15 protein-coding genes and 1 pseudogene are annotated in these 17,593 nt (G+C 65.4%); 3 read left to right on the top strand and 13 right to left on the bottom strand.

Annotated elements, in window-relative coordinates:
• Nucleotides 1-120 precede the first annotated feature (120 nt).
• From VB734_RS12730 to VB734_RS12700, 7 genes are read right to left on the bottom strand one after another with little or no spacing between them, the layout of a single operon-like run.
• Nucleotides 121-1,953, bottom strand: coding sequence for a V-type ATP synthase subunit A (locus VB734_RS12730; RefSeq protein WP_322781412.1), 1,833 nt, complete (start codon nucleotides 1,951-1,953; stop codon nucleotides 121-123).
• Nucleotides 1,950-2,732, bottom strand: coding sequence for a DUF2764 family protein (locus VB734_RS12725; RefSeq protein ID WP_197164957.1), 783 nt, complete (start codon nucleotides 2,730-2,732; stop codon nucleotides 1,950-1,952). The genes VB734_RS12730 and VB734_RS12725 overlap by 4 nt, the downstream gene beginning before the upstream one ends.
• Nucleotides 2,729-3,430 carry a hypothetical protein gene (locus tag VB734_RS12720; RefSeq protein WP_231594794.1) on the bottom strand — a complete coding sequence of 234 codons (702 nt, stop codon included), beginning with the start codon at nucleotides 3,428-3,430 and terminating at the stop codon, nucleotides 2,729-2,731. Before VB734_RS12720 ends, VB734_RS12725 begins: the two co-directional genes overlap by 4 nt.
• Nucleotides 3,431-3,489: 59 nt before the next feature.
• Nucleotides 3,490-3,945, bottom strand: coding sequence for an ATP synthase subunit C (locus VB734_RS12715; RefSeq protein ID WP_197164955.1), 456 nt, complete (start codon nucleotides 3,943-3,945; stop codon nucleotides 3,490-3,492).
• A complete protein-coding gene (locus VB734_RS12710) occupies nucleotides 3,942-5,750 on the bottom strand; it encodes a V-type ATP synthase subunit I (protein WP_197164953.1) in 1,809 nt (602 codons plus the stop codon). The genes VB734_RS12715 and VB734_RS12710 overlap by 4 nt, the downstream gene beginning before the upstream one ends.
• A complete protein-coding gene (locus VB734_RS12705) occupies nucleotides 5,747-6,358 on the bottom strand; it encodes a V-type ATP synthase subunit D (protein WP_197164951.1) in 612 nt (203 codons plus the stop codon). Before VB734_RS12705 ends, VB734_RS12710 begins: the two co-directional genes overlap by 4 nt.
• A complete protein-coding gene (locus tag VB734_RS12700; RefSeq protein WP_322781413.1) occupies nucleotides 6,355-7,701 on the bottom strand; it encodes a V-type ATP synthase subunit B in 1,347 nt (448 codons plus the stop codon). Before VB734_RS12700 ends, VB734_RS12705 begins: the two co-directional genes overlap by 4 nt.
• Before the next feature lie 474 nt (nucleotides 7,702-8,175).
• On the opposite strand from VB734_RS12700, the gene VB734_RS12695 reads away from it, so the two are divergent.
• The 3 genes from VB734_RS12695 to VB734_RS12685 all read left to right on the top strand — a co-directional run bounded on the left by VB734_RS12695 (nucleotide 8,176) and on the right by VB734_RS12685 (nucleotide 11,551).
• Nucleotides 8,176-8,772, top strand: a complete 597-nt coding sequence (locus tag VB734_RS12695) for a potassium channel family protein (RefSeq protein ID WP_322782659.1) — start codon at nucleotides 8,176-8,178, stop codon at nucleotides 8,770-8,772.
• A complete protein-coding gene (locus VB734_RS12690) occupies nucleotides 8,769-10,472 on the top strand; it encodes a SulP family inorganic anion transporter (protein WP_322781414.1) in 1,704 nt (567 codons plus the stop codon). Before VB734_RS12695 ends, VB734_RS12690 begins: the two co-directional genes overlap by 4 nt.
• 164 nt (nucleotides 10,473-10,636) lie before the next feature.
• On the top strand, nucleotides 10,637-11,551 hold the full coding sequence (locus tag VB734_RS12685; RefSeq protein ID WP_322781415.1) for a polyphosphate kinase 2 family protein: 915 nt from the start codon (nucleotides 10,637-10,639) through the stop codon (nucleotides 11,549-11,551).
• Nucleotides 11,552-11,662: 111 nt separating this feature from the next.
• Here the strand turns inward: VB734_RS12685 and fmt are convergent, their stop codons facing one another.
• From fmt to VB734_RS12655, 6 genes and pseudogenes are all read right to left on the bottom strand, one after another.
• The gene (fmt, locus tag VB734_RS12680) at nucleotides 11,663-12,691 is read right to left on the bottom strand and encodes a methionyl-tRNA formyltransferase (protein ID WP_322781416.1); all 1,029 of its coding nucleotides are present in this window, start codon (nucleotides 12,689-12,691) and stop codon (nucleotides 11,663-11,665) included.
• 24 nt (nucleotides 12,692-12,715) lie between these two features.
• Nucleotides 12,716-14,089, bottom strand: coding sequence for a TldD/PmbA family protein (locus tag VB734_RS12675; RefSeq protein WP_322781417.1), 1,374 nt, complete (start codon nucleotides 14,087-14,089; stop codon nucleotides 12,716-12,718).
• Between the two features lie 2 nt (nucleotides 14,090-14,091).
• Nucleotides 14,092-15,531, bottom strand: coding sequence for a TldD/PmbA family protein (locus VB734_RS12670; RefSeq protein WP_370594602.1), 1,440 nt, complete (start codon nucleotides 15,529-15,531; stop codon nucleotides 14,092-14,094).
• A 34-nt stretch (nucleotides 15,532-15,565) separates the two neighbouring features.
• Entirely contained in the window at nucleotides 15,566-16,657 is a 1,092-nt protein-coding gene (gene acsF, locus VB734_RS12665) for a magnesium-protoporphyrin IX monomethyl ester (oxidative) cyclase (RefSeq protein WP_322781418.1), read from the bottom strand.
• Between the two features lie 123 nt (nucleotides 16,658-16,780).
• Nucleotides 16,781-17,191, bottom strand: coding sequence for a DUF2996 domain-containing protein (locus VB734_RS12660; protein ID WP_197164929.1), 411 nt, complete (start codon nucleotides 17,189-17,191; stop codon nucleotides 16,781-16,783).
• Nucleotides 17,192-17,266: 75 nt separating this feature from the next.
• A pseudogene (locus VB734_RS12655) lies at nucleotides 17,267-17,593 on the bottom strand (hypothetical protein); the annotation flags it as partial.

Below are 17,593 nucleotides of genomic sequence, written 5' to 3'. Positions count from 1 at the left end.
CAGCGGGCCCCGCAGCGGCTCACCCCGCAGCCAGCCGCTCTCGCGCGAAAGCCGGCCCCGGGGCCGGAGCTGATGAAGGCGGCCTGCTGCTGGCCGCCTTCAGTTGCAAGACCCGTGGGATCAGGCTGCCGCAGCAGCCATGCTCTCCTGTGCGTCGGCGAGATCATGAATCTGCTGCAGATAGCTGGCATAGGTGGGAGATCCTTCCGGGGCATAGTTCAGATTCTTGAACAACCCGGTGAGACGGATGAAGAAATCACGCACTGACGCCTTGTCGTTGAAGTGGTAGTTGCGATCTAGAAGATCGCAGACGAGGTCGAACGAGGCTTTCTGGCGCTCCATCGGACAACTGGAATCCACCTCATCGAAGGAATCCTGCTGCAGGTAGACCATATCGAGAAACAGTGATTTCTGATAGAGAATAAAGTCGTCGTTGGTGACACCTTCCTCGCCGGTGACCTGAATCATCTGGTTCACCGCATCACCGCGGCGCAACAGGCCGTTCATCGCCTTCACCCGCTTCACCCAATCGGGGGAGACATGCTTGGAATACCAGCTCTCGAGCTGGCCGAAGTAGCGCGACCAGGAGATCTGGATGTCGACGGCGGGATAGAAACGCTTGTAGGCCCGCTCCGCACTCAGCCCCAGGAAGGCCTTCACGGTGCTGAGGGTCGACTGGGTGACCGGTTCCTCGAAGTTGCCACCCGCCGGAGACACCGTGCCGATCATGGTGAGGCTGCCGATGCTGCCGTCGTTGGTGCGGATGATGCCAGCCCGTTCGTAGACACTCTTGATCGAGGAGTCGAGATAGGCCGGGAAGGCATCCTCCCCGGGGATTTCTTCGAGGCGGCCGGAGGTTTCACGCATTGCCTGGGCCCAGCGGGAGGTGGAATCGGCAATCAGGAGCACGTTGAAGCCCATCTGGCGGTAGTACTCGCCGAGGGTGAGACCGGTGTAGATCGAGGCCTCCCGGGCCGCCACGGGCATCGAGGAGGTGTTGCAGATGATGATCGTGCGGTCCATCAGCGATCCACCCGTCTTCGGATCAGCGAGCTTGGGGAATTCGGTGATGGTTTCCACCACTTCGCCAGCCCGCTCCCCGCAGGCCACCACGATCACCACATCCACGTCGGAGTGGCGCGAGATCATGTTCTGCAGCACCGTCTTGCCCGCACCGAAGGGGCCTGGAATGCAGCCGGTGCCTCCTCGTGCAATGGGCAGAAAGGTGTCGACGATGCGCTGGGTGGTGATCATCGGCTCCTCCGGGTAGAGCCGCTCACATACGCGGCGCTCCAGCAGGCCCTGGGGAAGAGGACGGCGCACCGGCCACTCCTGCGTGAGGGTGAGGGAGCGGGTGTTGCCCTGGGCATCCTTGATGCGGGCGACCGCCGTGTCGACGGTGAAGCTGCCCTGCTGGATCCACTCGAGCGTGACCTCCCCCGGCTCGGCGAAGGGCACCATGATCTTGTGCGTGAACCGCCCCTCCTGCACCGTGCCGATCACGTCGCCGGCCTTGAGGCGATCGCCCATGCGGGCCGCGGACTGGAACGACCACTTCCGCTCGGGGTCCAGCGGCGCCACCGTCGCACCGCGGGGCAGGAAGGTGCCGAAGCTCGCCGCCAGGCCGGCCAGCGGATTCTGCAGTCCGTCGTACACCTGGCCGAGCAGGCCGGGGCCGAGGGTGACCGAGAGCAGTTCCCCCGTCTGCTCCACCGGATCACCCACGCCCACGCCCTTGGTGCTCTCATACACCTGGGCGTCGGCGGTGGTGCCGTGCACCCGCAGCACCTCGGCCTTCAGTCGCTCCTGCCGGTCGCCATCCATGCGGGTGGGAAGGATGTAGATCACCTCGTTCTTGAGAACCGGACGGGGATCGCTGTCGGCCATCGCGATGGTCACCAGGTCGTCCTGAACGGCGACCACACGGGCGGGGTTGAAGGTGGCGTCGGTCATCGGCTGGCGGGGGCAGGTTGCAGGGTGGGATCAGGAGCTCGAGGTGAAGCTGTTGGCACTGCCGTTGGGGAGGGTTCTTCGCTCCCGATGGCGATCCCCTCCAGCGAGGCGTTGACGAGGTCGGCGAAGCGCACCTGGGCGGCCTGGGCGTCGAAGTGGGACCAGCGATCCACCAGAGCCCAGCGGGCCACATAGATCACCACGGCCTCGAAGTCGAAGAGGTGGCCGAAGCCAAGGCGGTCGAGATCCTTCCAGATCGTCCCGAAGAGCGTGCGTTCAAGCGTCACCAGATCGCCGGCCTCGAGTTGGCGGCTCACCTCGGGAATCCAGGGAAAGACCGCCTCGAGTCCGAAGGCGGGCTCCTTCCAGCGGCGTTCGATGGTGGTCACCCAGGGCCCGAAGCCCCAGGGCTGGCCCCGGGGGGGCTCGCTCTCGCCGCGATGGCGCCGGCGCAGGGCCGCCAGGATCGTGCGCTGATCGAGCCGCTGGGCCACCAGCTGGCGCAGGGTGGGGTTCGTCACCTCCGCGAAAAAGCCGCGTGCCGACGTCAGCAGACGGGCATCGATCGGACCCGCCAGGCTGTCGTCATCCCGCACCGCCTGAGAGAGGAAACCCTCCATCAACTCCAGGGTGTGCTGGTCGTCCGGGTGCAGGAGGGTGAGCCGGCTCTGGAGTTTCAGCAGCGAGATGGCCGGTGAGCGGGCCTCGAACAGGCCGCCCAGCGGCGGCAGGCTGGCCATCAGCAGCGTGTAGCGCGGGCCCGTGACGCGAAGGCTCATTTCACGACACCCTCCAGCAGGGCCCGGAAACGGGGTTGGAGATGCTGGAGGATCGCCTCGGACACGGCCGTGTCACTGAGATCGAGCACCACGTCGCGATCCACCAACCGCAGGCGCAAGCCCGTCTGCCGGTCGGAGGCGACGCCGAAGCTCACCCCCTCGCGCAGCATGCCGCGGGAGACGAGCTGAACGAAACGGGTGAGCACTCCGTTTTCGAGCTCCTGGGGGTTCTGGCTCAGCTCCTCCAGGCCGACGATGTGGCGCGGCAGGATCACCTCGGTGTGCTCGGAGCGATCGGCCTCCGCACGCACGCGACCCACCACCTCCAGGATCATCTTCTCGAGGATCTCCTGCTTCTGCTGCTCTTCACCCACCAGCTGGCGAACCTCACCCCGGAAACGCTCCATCAGCTGGGATTTCAGCGTCAGAACCGCATCCCGCAGGGCCAGCTCCAACGCCTGCTTGCCGGAGGTTTCCAGGGTTTCCGCCTCCTGGCGCGCTTCCTGCAGGATCTGCTCGGCCTGCTGCCGGGCCTGATCAAGGGTGCGCTGGGCCTCGGCCCGGGCCTCGGACACCAGCTGGTCGGCCTGGGTCCGGCCGGCGGCCACCCCCTGATTGCGCAGCCGGGCGATCAGTTCGTCGACTCCGGCTGCCACCTGAGCCGGGGTGTCGTCACGGTCGGTTCGGGACTTGGGCATCGAACGGCAGAGCGGAGGGAAGGGGACAGCGGATCGCGACGTGACTCACGGACCCGGGATCACTTGCTGGGAATGCCGCCGGCAGCCACCAGGGCGAAGACAAAGGCGAACACGGCGAAACCTTCCACGATCGCGGCGGGCGCCAGGGCCAGACCGAAGATCTCCGGCTTCGACTTCGATCCGGAGATGGCCGAGGCACAGCAGAGGCCCTGATAGATGGCCGCCAGCAGGAAGGCGAGCCCGGAGAGCACCCCCAGCCCGAACAGGGCCCCGGCATTGATCGGGAGCACGGGCCTGTTGAGGATGAACATCACCACGATGCCGTAGATCGACATCGAGGAGGGAAGGGCGGAGAGGCCGACGAAACGCCCGTAACCGCTGTTGACTTCCATCATCGCGCCGATCGCGGCCTGACCGGCAATGGTGCAGCCGATCGCCGCACCGATGGCTCCGAGTGCCACCGGTGCGTAGATCCCGATCCAGCCGAGCGCAAGCAGAGAGTAATGGTCGTTCAAGAGGCAAGCTCCTTTTTGATGAAAGGCCTGAAGGGAACACCGTCCCCGGACAGCCCCCAGTTGAAGAACTCGATGTAGTTCAACCGGAGGCCGTGCACGAATCCGCTGATGATGGCCAGCAGGAGATTGATGCCATGGCCCAGCACCAGGATCAGCAGGGCGATCGGCACGCCCAGCGCCAGGCCGGATCGTGACACCTGCCCAGCGAGCTGATTGAAGGTGATGGCCAGGGATGCACTCGCCAGACCGAGAGCGAAGAGCCGCAGGTAGCTCATCACATCCCCGAACAGGCTCGAGATGCGCGTGAGAGCTCCCAGGCCGTCGAGCAGGCGCAGCACCAGATCAGCCGGATGGCTGATACGACGTTCACTGCTGAGCAGAAGAACGGTGAGCAGCCCACCGGCGATCAGGCCCAGGCCCAGATGGAGGAAGGGCGGTACGGCGTTGCCGAGATACAGCGTCAGCCCCCCGAGAATCACCGCCATCCAGCCGATCGGTGGTGCCTTCTGGGCCAGAGATTGTCCCCGCAGGGCCACCACGCCATTGGCGAGCAGCAGGTGAGCACAGCCCACCACCAGGGAAAGTTTCATCATCGCCGCAAAATCATTGAGATCCAGCAGCTTGAGCTGCGCCAGGAAGGAGCCGGCCGGGGGTTCCACACCGAAATAGCTTCCGGCCAGGATTCCGTACACCAGCCCCATCACCAGTCCGAAAGCCGCGAGGATGCGGAAGTGGCGTCCGCCGGGCGAGCGTCCCATCGCCTTCCACTTCAGGCCCACCACAAGCCCGAGCACCAGGGCATAGCCGGCGTCGGCCATGATCATCGCAAAGAAGAACGCGAACGAGAAGAAGACGACGATCGAGGGATCCCAGTCGCGGTAGGCGGGAGTCTCATAGAACGTCACCAGATCCTGCCCGCCGCTGAGGGAGGAGGGATTGCGCATCAGGGTCGGTGGATTGTCCTTCGGCTCAGGCACATCCGCCAGGTAGGCCAGACCCAGCTGAGAAGCCAGGGCATCCAGGCGGGGGAGAAGAGGCCGTGGAACCCAGCCCTGGAGTTGCACGAGCGTGCTGTCGTCGAGCGCCATGCCGCTGGCCTGCTCCCGGGCCTGGGCATCCTCGGCCTGGCTGAGGTGCTTGGAGAGCAGAAAGGCCCAGCGGCTCAGCGATTCATGGTCCGCCTCCACATCCTCCAGGGCCGTTCGCGCGACATCGAGCTCGCGCTGCACATCCCGGTGGGACTGGGCCCCTAGATGGGACCGTGGCACCGGCAGACGAGCAGGGTCGGGCTCCTCCTCGGCGATCAGGACGTAATAGGCGTTACGGGCACTTTCGTACAGCCGCTGCCAGGGAACACCCAGAGTGCCGAGCGACTGACGGAAGGCAGCGGCCTTGGGATGGGGCACGCGGTAGAACCAGAGGCGCATGCCCCCCAGAGCGTCGAGGGCGGGCAGGTCGAAGTCTCCCCAGGGCCTGAGCTCCTCCAGGCGCTTTTTGAGCGCCAGCACCCGATCCTCGGCCAGCTGCTTCTGCCGGCGGTTGGCCAGGGCCTCGGCCACGATGCGCTCGAAATCGAAGTCGGCATCCACCCGCGTCTGATGGCGGCGGCGGCGGACATCATTGAGGTAGCGGAGGGCCTGACGGGCATCCTCGCTGGGCCGCGACAGCACGAAACTCTCCTCATCGCTGACCGAGGCGAGCGGGATCAGATGCAGGCAGCCCAGGCTCTGCAGACCATCGAGCAGTTGCTCGCGGTCGGCGGAAAGTCCCAGCAGGGTCACCTTGGCGAGGGGAATGATCGTCATGACGCCTCGGCGGATGAATGCTGCTTCTTGCGCTTGGCGATCTTCGAATTCACCACACCGGCGCGCTCCGCGTCCGCCAGATAGATCGAGATCGTCTTGATCTTGCGACGGGTTCCTGGAATCAGCACCTTGTCGAAGAGGTTGAACCGCTGGGTCACCTTGCGCTCGGCCTGCCGCAGCAACTCCAGCCGGTGCTCGGCCACCTGCAGCTGCAGCTGGTTGCGCATCGCCTCCTGCAGCCACTCCACCACCGCATCCACCCAGAAGGGGCGGGTGAGCAGGCCGTAGTCGGCCACGCGGAAGTCGATCCGCTCCAGCTTCGGCAGCCGGGTGCCCATCAGATTTTCCTGCACCTGGTGGACGGCCGCAATGGTCACCAGACCCGAGAGGTCGATGCGCTCATGGGCCAGCATCGGGCAGGACTTGCCCACCTCCGCAGTGATCTCGGCGGCCCGGGCCCGCGCCTGCTCCAGTTGCCGCCGTGCAGCCTCGCGCTCCGCCCCCAGCTGGCGGCGCTTGAGATCCAGCGACGGCAGCACGTCGTGATAGGTCTTCAGCAGACCTTTCTGCCGGCTCAGCGACGCCTTGGTGAGGGGGAGTCGGCTCATGTGACGGCTGGCTCGGGAAAGTACTTGTCGATCAGCTCCTGCTTCATCAGCAGTTCCTGGGGTTCAAAGCACTCGGCGAGGGTCTGCCAGGCGAGATCCAGCGCGGCCTCCAGGGGCAGGTCCACGTTGATGTCCATGAAGCGCTGACGGAAGAGATCCCCGAAGCGGATCAGCTTGCGGTCGTAGTCGGAGAGCTCGAAGGCCATGGCCTGCTTCTGCTGGGCATCCCTGGCCCCCGCATACAAGCGGATCGTGGTGTTCATGATCTGGCTGTGATCCTCGCGGGTCACCTTGCCGATCACATTCTGCTTGAGCCGGGAAAGCGACCCGAAAGGGTCGATCATGCCATCATGAAGGTAGAATTGTCCCTCGGTGATGTAGCCCGTGTTGTCGGGAACCGGGTGGGTCACATCATCCCCGGGCATCGTGGTCACGGTGAGGATCGTGACGGAACCTCCCTTGGCATAGTCGGCGGCCTTCTCATAACGGCGGGCCAGCTGGGAGTAGAGATCACCCGGATAGCCTCGGTTGGCAGGCACCTGATCCATGGCGATGCTGATCTCCTTGAGACCGTCGGCAAAGGAGGTCATGTCGCTGAGGAGCACGAGCACTCGCTTGCCCTCTTCCACGGCAAACTTCTCGGCCACCGCCAGGGCCATGTCGGGAATGAGGATCCGCTCCACGATCGGATCGGAGGCGAGATTCACGAACATCACCGTTCGCGGGAACACGCCGGCTTCCTCGAAGGTCTTGCGGAAGGCGTAGTAATCGTCGAAGATCAGACCCAATCCACCGAACACCACCACATCCGCATCCGCCTGAATGCCGATGCGGGCAAGAAAAGGGTTGAACGGCTCACCGGAAACCGAGAAGATCGGAATTTTCTGGCTCTCCACCAGACAGTTGTAGATGTCGATCATCGGCACATTCGTGCGGATCATCTTGGAGGCGAGGATGCGGCACATGGGATTCACCGACGGCCCACCGATCGCCACCCGCGGGTCCTGGGACAGATCGGGGCCCCCGTCGATGGGCTCGCCCGTGCCGCGAAACACCCGGCCGAGGATGTTGCCTGAATAGGTGGCCGTCATCGGGTGCCCGAGAAAGCGCACCTGAGAATTGGTGGAGACACCCTTGGTGCCCCGGAACACCTGCAGAGCCACTGAACTCTGCTTGAGATCGATCACCTGGGCGAGCGACGAGCTTCCGTCGGCGTTCTGCAGCACAGCCAGATCACTGAAGCGCGGCGTGGTCGCCCCACCATCGCCGCCCGAGGACACCTCAACCCGGATAATATCACCGACGATCTCAAGAATCTTGGAATAGCTGATCAGTGCGCTCATCGTGGTGACAAGAAGGATGATGGTTGGCTGGTGGAGCGCACAGATGACAGGGTCGAGCGTGTGAAGATAAATCCAAACAGACGGACAGGCAAATTAAGCATAGAAATCCATGTCGATGTGACAAGGGAGCTTTGCAATAGTTAACAATTCTGTCTCAATTTCCCTGAGCGGCAATTGAACTCGAGAGAAGGCCGCCATGCGTCCTGTCGGCGATCGATGAAGACCAGATAGTTCAGCCTGGGAAAACTCCGGATGACAGGCTCTAGGCAGTTACTCATGGAGTAAATTTCAACCCATGCGAGTCATCTCCAGAGCCGATAGGAGCCGATCGGGACTTGGGATTCAATGCCCCTATCGCCCTGCAGCACTCGCTGGCCATGCCCCGCTGACCTCAGCCTCTTGAAGCCCCGCCTACCTCAGTTGGACCGTCCTGTTCGGATGCCTTCCCGTAGTCGTATCCTTGCTGCCGTGATCATGCTTGCCGTGATCCTGGGGCCCTTTATCGGTCACGTTCTTGGCGCGGGCCATGGGCAAGCCGCCACCCCTGTCGAGCCACTCCCGCTGGACTCACTGCTGCGGCAAGCTGAGGACCAGTCTCCCCAAGTTCTCAGGCAGCTCCTGCTGGCCCTGGTCATGAGCCTGTGCTGTACGGCCATTCACCTGGCGGTGACCGTGCTGGTCGTTGTGAGCTACGAAAGTCACAGTCTGATGGCCTGGGCTTCACGCACTCCGCTGGGACGCATCACGCTGATTGCGGGCACTGCGATGGTGACATTCCTGGCCATGTTCGTGGAGATTCTCTCCTGGGCGGCACTTTACCTGCAGCAGGGTGCCATCTTGCCTGTGGAAGAGGCTCTCTATTTCTCCAGCGTCACTTTCGCATCGCTCGGCTACGGAGACATCACCCTCGACCTTCCCTTCCGTCTGCTCGCTTCGCTGGAGGCCTTGGTCGGCATCCTGATGGCGGGCTGGAGCACCGCCCTGCTGGTGGCCGTTATCCAGAAGTGCCTTGCCCTTCGGTTTCACCGAACCGATCACGGCTCTGATCCCACCACAGCCACCAACCCGTGAGAGCCCTGCTGCACCGACTGCCCCGCCCGGCAGGACTGTGGCCCCTGCCCGGACGGGGGATCTTCGCCGACGTGCTGGCCGGGATCACCCTGGCCGCCCTGGCGATTCCGGAGGTGATGGGCTACACCCGCATCTCCCACACCCCGGTGGTGACAGGGCTCTACACCATGCTCCTGCCCATGCTGGTCTTCGCGCTGCTCGGGGCCTCGCGGCATCTGGTGGTGGCGGCGGACTCCGCCACCGCGGCGATCCTGGTGGCCACCCTGGGTGGTGTGGCAGCTCCGGGCTCTGAGCCCTATGTGGAACTCACCATGGCGGCGGCCGTTCTTGTGGCTGGGTTTCTGCTGCTGGCAGCCATCCTCCGGCTTGGTTTCCTGGCGGATTTCCTCTCCCGCAGCGCCTTGATCGGGCTGCTTTCGGGCATCGGCGTGCAGGTGGCGGCAGGGGAACTTCCGGGGTTGCTGGGTCTGCCGAAGGAGGGGGTGGGCGTGGCGCAGCAGATCCACTCCGCCGTCATGCGACTGGGCCAGAGTCGGATCGACCATCTTCTGGTGGCCCTTGGGGTCCTGGGGGTGATCGTGGGCTGCCGCCGCCTCAACCGCAGGCTCCCCGGTGCCCTGATCGCCGTGGCGGGCTCCATCCTTCTCAGCAGGCTGCTGGATTTCCCCGGCCGGGGGCTGGATGTGGTGGGACCCGTTCCAGGAGGCTTGCCCCATCTGGGGATTCCCGTCGTGGAGGCCCCCCAGTGGAACGCCGTGATGGTCAGCGCCGCCTCCTGTTTCGTCGTGATCCTGGCCCAGAGCTCCGCCACGGCCCGTGCCTACGCCCAGCGCTATCAGGAACGCAGCCAGGAAAACGTGGATCTCCTCGGCCTGGCCGGCGCCAATCTGGCGGCGGGCCTGAGCGGCACGTTTGTGGTGAACGGCAGTCCCACGAAAACGGAAATGGTGGATGCGGCGGGCGGCCGCAGCCAGTTCGCCCATCTCAGTGCCGCCCTGGTCGTGCTGCTGGTGCTGCTGTTCTTCACCGGACCGCTCGCTCTGCTGCCGGCCGCCGTTCTCTCCACGATCGTCTTCCTGATCGGAGTGAAACTGATCGACTGGGAGGGCCTCGGAGAGTTGTGGCGCCTGCAGCGCAACGAGTTCGTGATCGCTCTGGCCACCGTGATCACCGTCGCCCAGGTGGGGGTCATGCCCGGCATCAGCCTGGCGGTCGTGCTGTCGCTGATCGAGCAGGTGCGTCACACCTACCGGCCGCGCACCTGTCTCTGGACTCCACGCCCTGACGGAACAGGGCTGCACACCGTTCCTGTGGCTACGGGCGTGCTCGCCGCTCCAGGGATCCTGGCCTATCGCTTCGAGGCCAACCTCTTCTATGCCAATGCCAATCGCTTCAGCCAGGAGGTGCTGGCCCTGGCCAGTCAGCCGGATGCGGGCATCCAGGGCCTGGTGGTGGATGCCTCCGGGATTGATGATGTGGACTATTCGGCGGCCAAGGCCCTGCTCGAGCTGCGCGATCTGCTCGTTCGGCGCGCAATCTGTCTCGCGTTGGTGACGAACTCCCGGGCGATGGTCGATGAGCTGCACCGCTTCGGTCTGGGTACCGACAGGCTGAGCATGGGCACCTTCGGGAGCGTGCCTCAGGCCCTTGAGGCGCTCACGCAGCAGTTGGCCGAGAAATCCGGATCGACAGGCCAGTAGCCATGAGAAAGGACATGGAACGACGCCGGTGACAGTGGAAGAGCCGGAGACATCTGGCGATGGAGATCAAGCCAGAAAGTGAACAGAATTTTTGTGACCGCTTCATCGATGCCGTGCCACATCTCCAATAGATTGAAAATTGAGAAAGCTGGCATTCATGGCTCATGGATAAAAGCCAAAAGGAGCTGATCAAGCGCGCCAAGGAGTTCGCCAAGCCCTTCCGCATCGAAGACGGAGAGTCCTTCCGGCTCAAGGATGTTGATCCTGGCGATACTCTCGATTTCGGACAGGAAGACAAGCCACGAGCCAAGGAGGCCTTGGCCCTTGGCGTGGAACTACTGGCCGGGTTTCAGGATCTTCTCTATGCCCAGGACCGCTGGGCCCTGCTGCTGATCTTCCAGGCCATGGATGCCGCCGGCAAGGATGGCACCATCAAACATGTGATGAGCGGGGTCAACCCCCAGGGCTGCCAGGTGACCAGCTTCAAGGCACCTTCGGCCGTGGCCCTTGATCACGACTTCCTCTGGCGCTCCAACATCGCCCTGCCCGAGCGCGGCCGGATCGGGATCTTCAACCGCAGCTACTACGAGGAGACCCTTGTTGTGCGGGTGCACCCTGAGTTTCTGCACAAGCAGACCCTGCCCGAGCAACTGATGGGCAAGGGCATCTGGAAAGATCGCTTCCGTGACATTCGTCACTACGAGCAATACCTCACCAACAATGGCATGGTGATCCGAAAGTTCTTTCTGCACGTGTCCAGAAAGGAGCAGAAGAAACGATTCCTGGAACGCCTTGAAAACCCTGAGAAGAACTGGAAGTTTTCGGCCAATGACATCAAGGAGCGTACCTTCTGGGACGACTACATGAAAGCCTACGAAGACACCATTCAAAATACCGCGACCAAGGCATGTCCCTGGTATGTGGTGCCAGCCGACAACAAGTGGTTCACTCGCATCGTGGTGGCGGCCGCCATCATCCAGACCCTGGACTCCCTGGACCTCAGCTACCCAGAAGTCAGCGAAGAGTCGCGAGTCACGCTGGAGCAGGCCAAGCAGCACTTGCTGAACGAGCCGGATTGAGCAACCAGGACTTGTCGGCCTGATGGCCATTGAGCGCCTGCCGAAACCGACAGCCGGAGTGGTCGACGACAACTCACGCCCTCGCTGAGCAACGGGCAGCGGTCGGCCCCATCAGCAGCCCAGCCGTTCCCCAGCCCGGGCACCCAGTTGCTGCATCAGGGCGTCTCCGGACATGGCGCGCTTGCCCTCCAGTTGCGCCTCGCGGAGCAGCAGCGGGCAGCCGCCGGTGGCCACCACAAGACCGACGCCTTCCGCGGCCTCCAGCACCGTGCCACCCACCGACCCTGTCGGGTCGGCCGGCTGCCCCCAGCGCTGGGTCAGGGCGGCCCCCTCGGGACTGAGCTGATCGGCCAGCCGCCGCACCAGGGGTTCGGTGGCCAGCAGCTTGAGCCGCTTGCCTCGCCAGCTGGTGTGCGCGCCGGGATGCAGTCCCATCACCCGCCGGTGGATGGCCAGGGCCGGGGTGTTCCAGCGGATCGCGTAGTCGTCCTTCTGCAGCAGGCGGGCATGGGTGAGGCCCTCCTGCGGCTGGGGATGCAGACCAAGTCGCCGCCAGCGGTCGGCTTCAGGGCCGGGGCCTGCCGCAGCGATCATAGGCATCGCCTCCACCAGCAGCTCGGCGGTGAGCCGGCTCAGGCGTTCGCCCAGCTGGGCCGCGGTCTCCAGCAACCCGATCGCGAGGCGCCGCTCCAGCAGCACCGGCCCCGTGTCGAGGCCCTCCTCCATCGCCATGATCCCCACGCCGGTCTCGGCGTCGCCTTCGATCAGGCACCACTGGATCGGGGCAGCACCGCGCCAGCGGGGCAGCAGTGAGCCATGGCCGTTCCAGCAGCCCAGGGGCGGCTGGGCCAGCACCTCCTTCGGCAGCAGCTGCCCGAAGGCCACCACCACCGAGACGTCCGCGCCCAGTGCCGCCAGCTCCGCCTGCAGCTCCGGTTCCCGCCGGATCCGTTCCGGCGTGAACACCGGCACCCCCAGCTCCAGGGCCCGGGCCTTCACCGCCGAGGGCATCAGGGCCGCGCCGCGCCCCCGGCGGCGGTCGGGCTGGCTCACCACCCCCACCAGTTCATGGCCCGCCGCCACCAGCGCCTCGAGACTGGGCACCGCGTAGGCCGGGGTGCCCCAGAACAGGATCTTCATCGCCGGCTCCGCTGGGTGTCCGCTTCAGGCGTCACCGGTGATCGAGAGCCCCTCGACCCACACCAGCGGGCAGACGCCATCGGGGGTGACCTTGGCCTCACCCTCGAAGCCCACCAGGCGCTTCAGCACCTGGCGGATGTCGCCGGCGACGGTGGCGGCTTCGATCGAGCGGGCTTCACCGCCCTGGATCAACCAGCCGTCGAAGGGCAGGGAGAACGAGCCCTGGCTCGCCTTCACGCCCGCATGGAGCGCGGAGAGCGAATCGATCCAGACGATCCCATCCTGACTGAAACGATCGAGGCCCCGGGCCCCGGTCTGCTCATCGGAGCTGCCGGCCGGACCGATCTCGAACCAGTGGGGCCCCACCGACACCTTGGCGCCCAGTCCGGCGTGGCCGGTGGGGGCCACGCCGAAGGCGCGGGCCGTGGCTTCCGAGTGCAGGAAGTGGCGCAGCACTCCGCCCTCCACGAGCGGCAGGCGCGCCACGGGTGTGCCTTCGCCGTCGAAGCTGGCGGCACCGATGTTGCCCGGGTGCAGCCCGTTGTCGTGGATCGAGAGGAACGGCACCGCCAGCTGGCTGCCAAGCGACTCGCGCTGGCTGAGGCTCACGCCATCGAGCACGGCCCGGGCATTGAACAGGCTGCTGAAGGCGCCGATCAGATCAAGGAAGGCCTCCGGGCTGAACACGCAGGTGTAGCGGCCGGTGGCGATCGGGGCGTAGTCGAGATGCTGGATCGTGCGCTCGGCCGCCTCCTCGATGCAGCCGGCCACATCCAGCTCCCCGGCGCCATAGGCCAGGCGCACGGCCCCGCTGCTGCGGGGCTTGCGGCCGGTTTCCTCGGCGCGGGCGTAGAGGTAGAGGCTGGCGGTGCTCAGCTGCTGCTCGCGGCAGGCCCCCTCACTGTTGAGGTAGATCCGCTGGCTGCTGCGCTGGGCCAATCCGTTGTAGGGAACGGTGCTGATCGCCGGATGGCGGCTCAGCAGCTCCGCTTCGGCCTGCTTGAGGGTCTCCAGCAGCTCGAGGATGGCCCGGGGTTCACTCAGGGGCTGCTCCAGCTGGGCCAGGGGCGCGGTGGCCAGGGGGGAGAAGCCGGGGGTGTCATCGGGGTTGCCGTAGGCACTGGCATCCCGGGCACCGGCCAGGGCGCGGGCCAGGCCCGCAGGCGAGAGGTCGGAGGTGCTGGTGATGCCCACCAGCCCATCGGCGTTCCAGGCCCGCACCGTGATCGAGCTGCGCTGGGCGCCCTTGAGCTGCTTGGCGTCCCCGCGGTCCACCTGCACCGAGGTGTCGGTGCTGCAGGCGGCGCCCAGGTCCCAGCGGGCCACCCCCAGCTCCGTGGCCAGGGTCTGCAGCTGCTCGGCCAGATCGCTGGCGTGGAGGCTTGTGGAGCTGGCCATGATCAGCGGCCCCCCACGGTGATGGTGTCGACCTTGATGTGGGGCTGGCCCACGGTCACGAAGATGCTGCCGCTCACCGAGCCGCAGAAGCCGGCGGCCAGCTCCAGATCATTCGCGCACATCGAGATGCGCGGCATCACCTCCCTGGCCTCGCCGATCAGCGTGGCCCCTTTCACGGGTTTGGTGAGCTGGCCGTCCTCGATCAGGTAACCCTCTTCCACGGCGAAGTTGAACTGGCCGGTGGGTCCCACACTGCCGCCCCCCATCGACTTGCAGTACAGGCCCCGGTCCACCGAGCCGATCAGCTGCTCGGGGGTGTGGGGACCTGCGGCGATGAAGGTGTTGCGCATGCGGCTGGCCGCGGCGAAGGCATGGCTCTGGCGGCGGCCGCTTCCCGTGCGGGCGTGGCCGGTGCGCAGTTCCCCGGCGCGGTCGGAGATGAAGCGCTGCAGCACACCGTTCTCGATCAGCACCGTGCGCTGGGGTTCCATCCCCTCGTCGTCCATCGACAGACTGCCGAAGGCGCCATCGCTGAGGCCTTCATCCACGGCCGTGACGGCCTCATGGGCGATCCTTTCACCCACCTTCTCGGCGAAGGGAGTGGTGCCGCGCTCCACCTGGGTGGTTTCCAGCAGGTGCCCGCAGGCTTCATGGAAAATCACCCCGCCGAAGCGATTGGCCAGCACCACGGGATAGTTGCCTGCCTCCACGTAGTCGGCGTAGAGCATCGCGCGGGCGCTGCCGCAGAGATCGATCGCCGAGGCCTCCGCATCCCACTGGCGCAGATCATCCGGTCGGCCGGAGCTGCCGTAGCGGCGTCCCAGGCTGGCGCGGTGGTCGCCGTCGGAGGCCAGGGCGTTGATGCCCACCGACTGGTGCAGCCGGATGTCGCGGGCGAAGGTGCCGTCACTGGCGGCCACCAGCACCTCCTGCCAGTCGCGGGCATAGCTGCCGCGACGTGCCTGGAGGTGATCCCCGTGGCGATTGAGCAGGGCCGTGGCCTCCAGCAGCCGGGCGGTGGACTCATCCAGGCCGGGGCAGCGCTGCAACCAGCTCTCCTTGCTGGCCCCGTGGTCATGCAGGAAAGCCAGGCCGGCGAAGCCGTGGGCGCCGAGGGTGCTGCGCGTGAGGCCCAGCATTCCCAGAGCCTGATCCAGGGCCTGCAGCAGGCCGGCCTCGCTCAGATCGTTGGTGGACACGAAGCCATCCCGCTCGCCCAGGAAGACCCGCAGGCCAGCCCCACGGCCGAAGGCCGGACTGACGTTGGTGATCCGCTCCTGCTCTGCCAGCAGACCGATGTGGTCGGTGCTCTCCAGGAACACCTCCACCAGGCTGGCGCCGGCTGCGGTGCCTGCAGCCAGCACGGCTTCGAGCCGCTCACGCCAGCGTTGGTCGAGGCTGTCGCCCGTGAGTGAAGGGGTGGGAGTGGCGAGCAAGACGATTCAGAGAGGACCGTCAGGCTAGCCAGACCGATCCTCAACGCACGGCCGGCTGGAACTCCTCGCTGCGGATCGGTGCCATCAGGAACAGCTTGGCCATCTCCAGACCATTGGCCATCCAGTAGGGAAGCTTGCGCAGAGCCTTGATCGGGGCAGGGCCGCCGCTGGCCTCGGCGTCACTGAGGGCGGCATTGTTGGTGACGATGCGCTCCAGACGCGTGTAGAACTTGGGATGATCCACATTGAGCACCACCGGGAACACGCGGGCCGAGGTTTCGTTGGTCTTGGCGATCACCATCTTGTCGTACTCACGGGCATCCAGGCCGAGTGCCTCGTAGAACTCCTTGCGGGCCACGTCGCGCACGTACATGGTGGCGAACACCGCCAGCAGGAAGAAGCGGCACCACAGCCGGGCCTGCAGACCCCGGACGGTGTCGGGCTGGGCCTTCATGAGGGCATCGAAGAAGTCCCCGTGGCGGTTCTCGTCCTGGCACCAGTTCTCGAAGAAGTTGAAGATCGGGAAGATCTTGCTCTCTGGATGCTTCTCCAGGTGATGGTAGATGGCGATGTAACGCCAGTAGCCGATCTTCTCGGAAAGATAGGTGGCGTAAAAGATGAACTTCGGCTTGAAGAAGGTGTAGGCCTTGTTGGCGGTGAGGAAGCCCAGATCCAGTTGCAGGCCGAAATCACCCATGGCCTTGTTCAGGAAGCCGGCATGGCGGGCCTCATCCCGGGCCATGTGGGCAAAGCACTCGGCCAGCAGCGGATTCTTCTCCTTGATGCGGCGGCTCAGTTCCTTGTACAGAAGGAAGCCCGAAAACTCCGAGGTGCAGCTCTGCTCCAGAAACTCCACGAACACCTTGCGGGTTTCGGGATCAAGCTTGTCCGCAGCACCCTCGAATTCCTCGTTGCGCACGAAGTGGTGGCGGTTGTAGTCCTTGCGGAACTCCTCGCAGATCGCTTCGAGCTCCTGCTCGTTGGGCCGCAGATCCATGGCGGCCATCGCCTCGAAATCCGTGGTGTAGAAACGCGGTGTGAGGATCGTGTCCTTCACCGGCTCCTTGAAGGCCTTGGCTTCAGCGGCGTTGGTGCCACGGGTAGCGGTGGGCGCAGCGACGGGGGGCACCATGCGGGCAGAACAGTGGAGTGTTCCGACCATCGTAGGTGGGCTTTCCGCCTACCCGGCCTGGATGTGAAGCGTCCGCGGACAGGTCGTTGCGGTTGGAACCGCCGCTCAGCCGGGGCTGGCCGCTCAGTTGGGGCCCAGCCACTTCTGGCTGTTGAGCCTGGAGACCACCCTCGAGATCAGCAGGGCCAGGGTCGTTTTTTTCTCGTCGATCAGAAACGACTCCAGCAGGCTGGGTTCACTGCCCCCCTCCGCCAGGGTGATGGTCTTGGCGGAGCTGATGGTCGGCTCGGTGAAACAGAGCCAGAAGCGTCGGCCCCCGGGGAAGGTTCCGATCACCTGCCAGCAGGGGCTGGCCACCACCGGCATCGGCCCCTGCTCGAAGCTCAGCTGCGGGGCGGCCCCCCCGAAGGCCTCGATGGCTTTGAGCAGAGCCGGCAGAAACAGCTGAGGGATGAATTCGGCGAAGGGCTTGTCCTCCGGAGCCGGTGGCTTGACCTTGGCGGGATTCGGCGCGGGGCTGGCGGAGTCGCTCACAGGCTGGAGCCTCAGCTCGAAACACTGCTCCCGACTTTAGGCATCCCCGGCCGCTGGGCTGCCAGGGACTCCGCATCACCAGTCGTCGCTGGGGGGTGTCTCCCAGCCCTTGGCGTCGCCCTGGGCTGGGGTGGCCGTTGCGGTGGCCCCTGCGGGGGCTGAGGCCGGTGCTCCACCACGGCCCGTGCGCAGGATCCGGAAGGGCACCGAGAGGGTGGGAGGTGGGTCCTGGGGGGAGCGCTCGGGTCCGGCGTACCACGAGGTCGGTTGCTGCTGAGCAGGCCCGTCACCCCGCTCGGGCCTGTCATCCCAGGGTTCAGGCTCGCGCCGGTCGCCGCCTCCGGTCGCCTGGACCGATCGCCGCCGCAGGGGCAGATCCCCCGGTTGCTGCAGGGCCAGGGC

It is taken from the genome of Synechococcus sp. BA-124 BA4 (assembly GCF_034931165.1).
The sequence above is the reverse complement of the archived record's forward strand: the minus strand, read 5'-3'. Positions and strand labels throughout refer to the sequence as shown.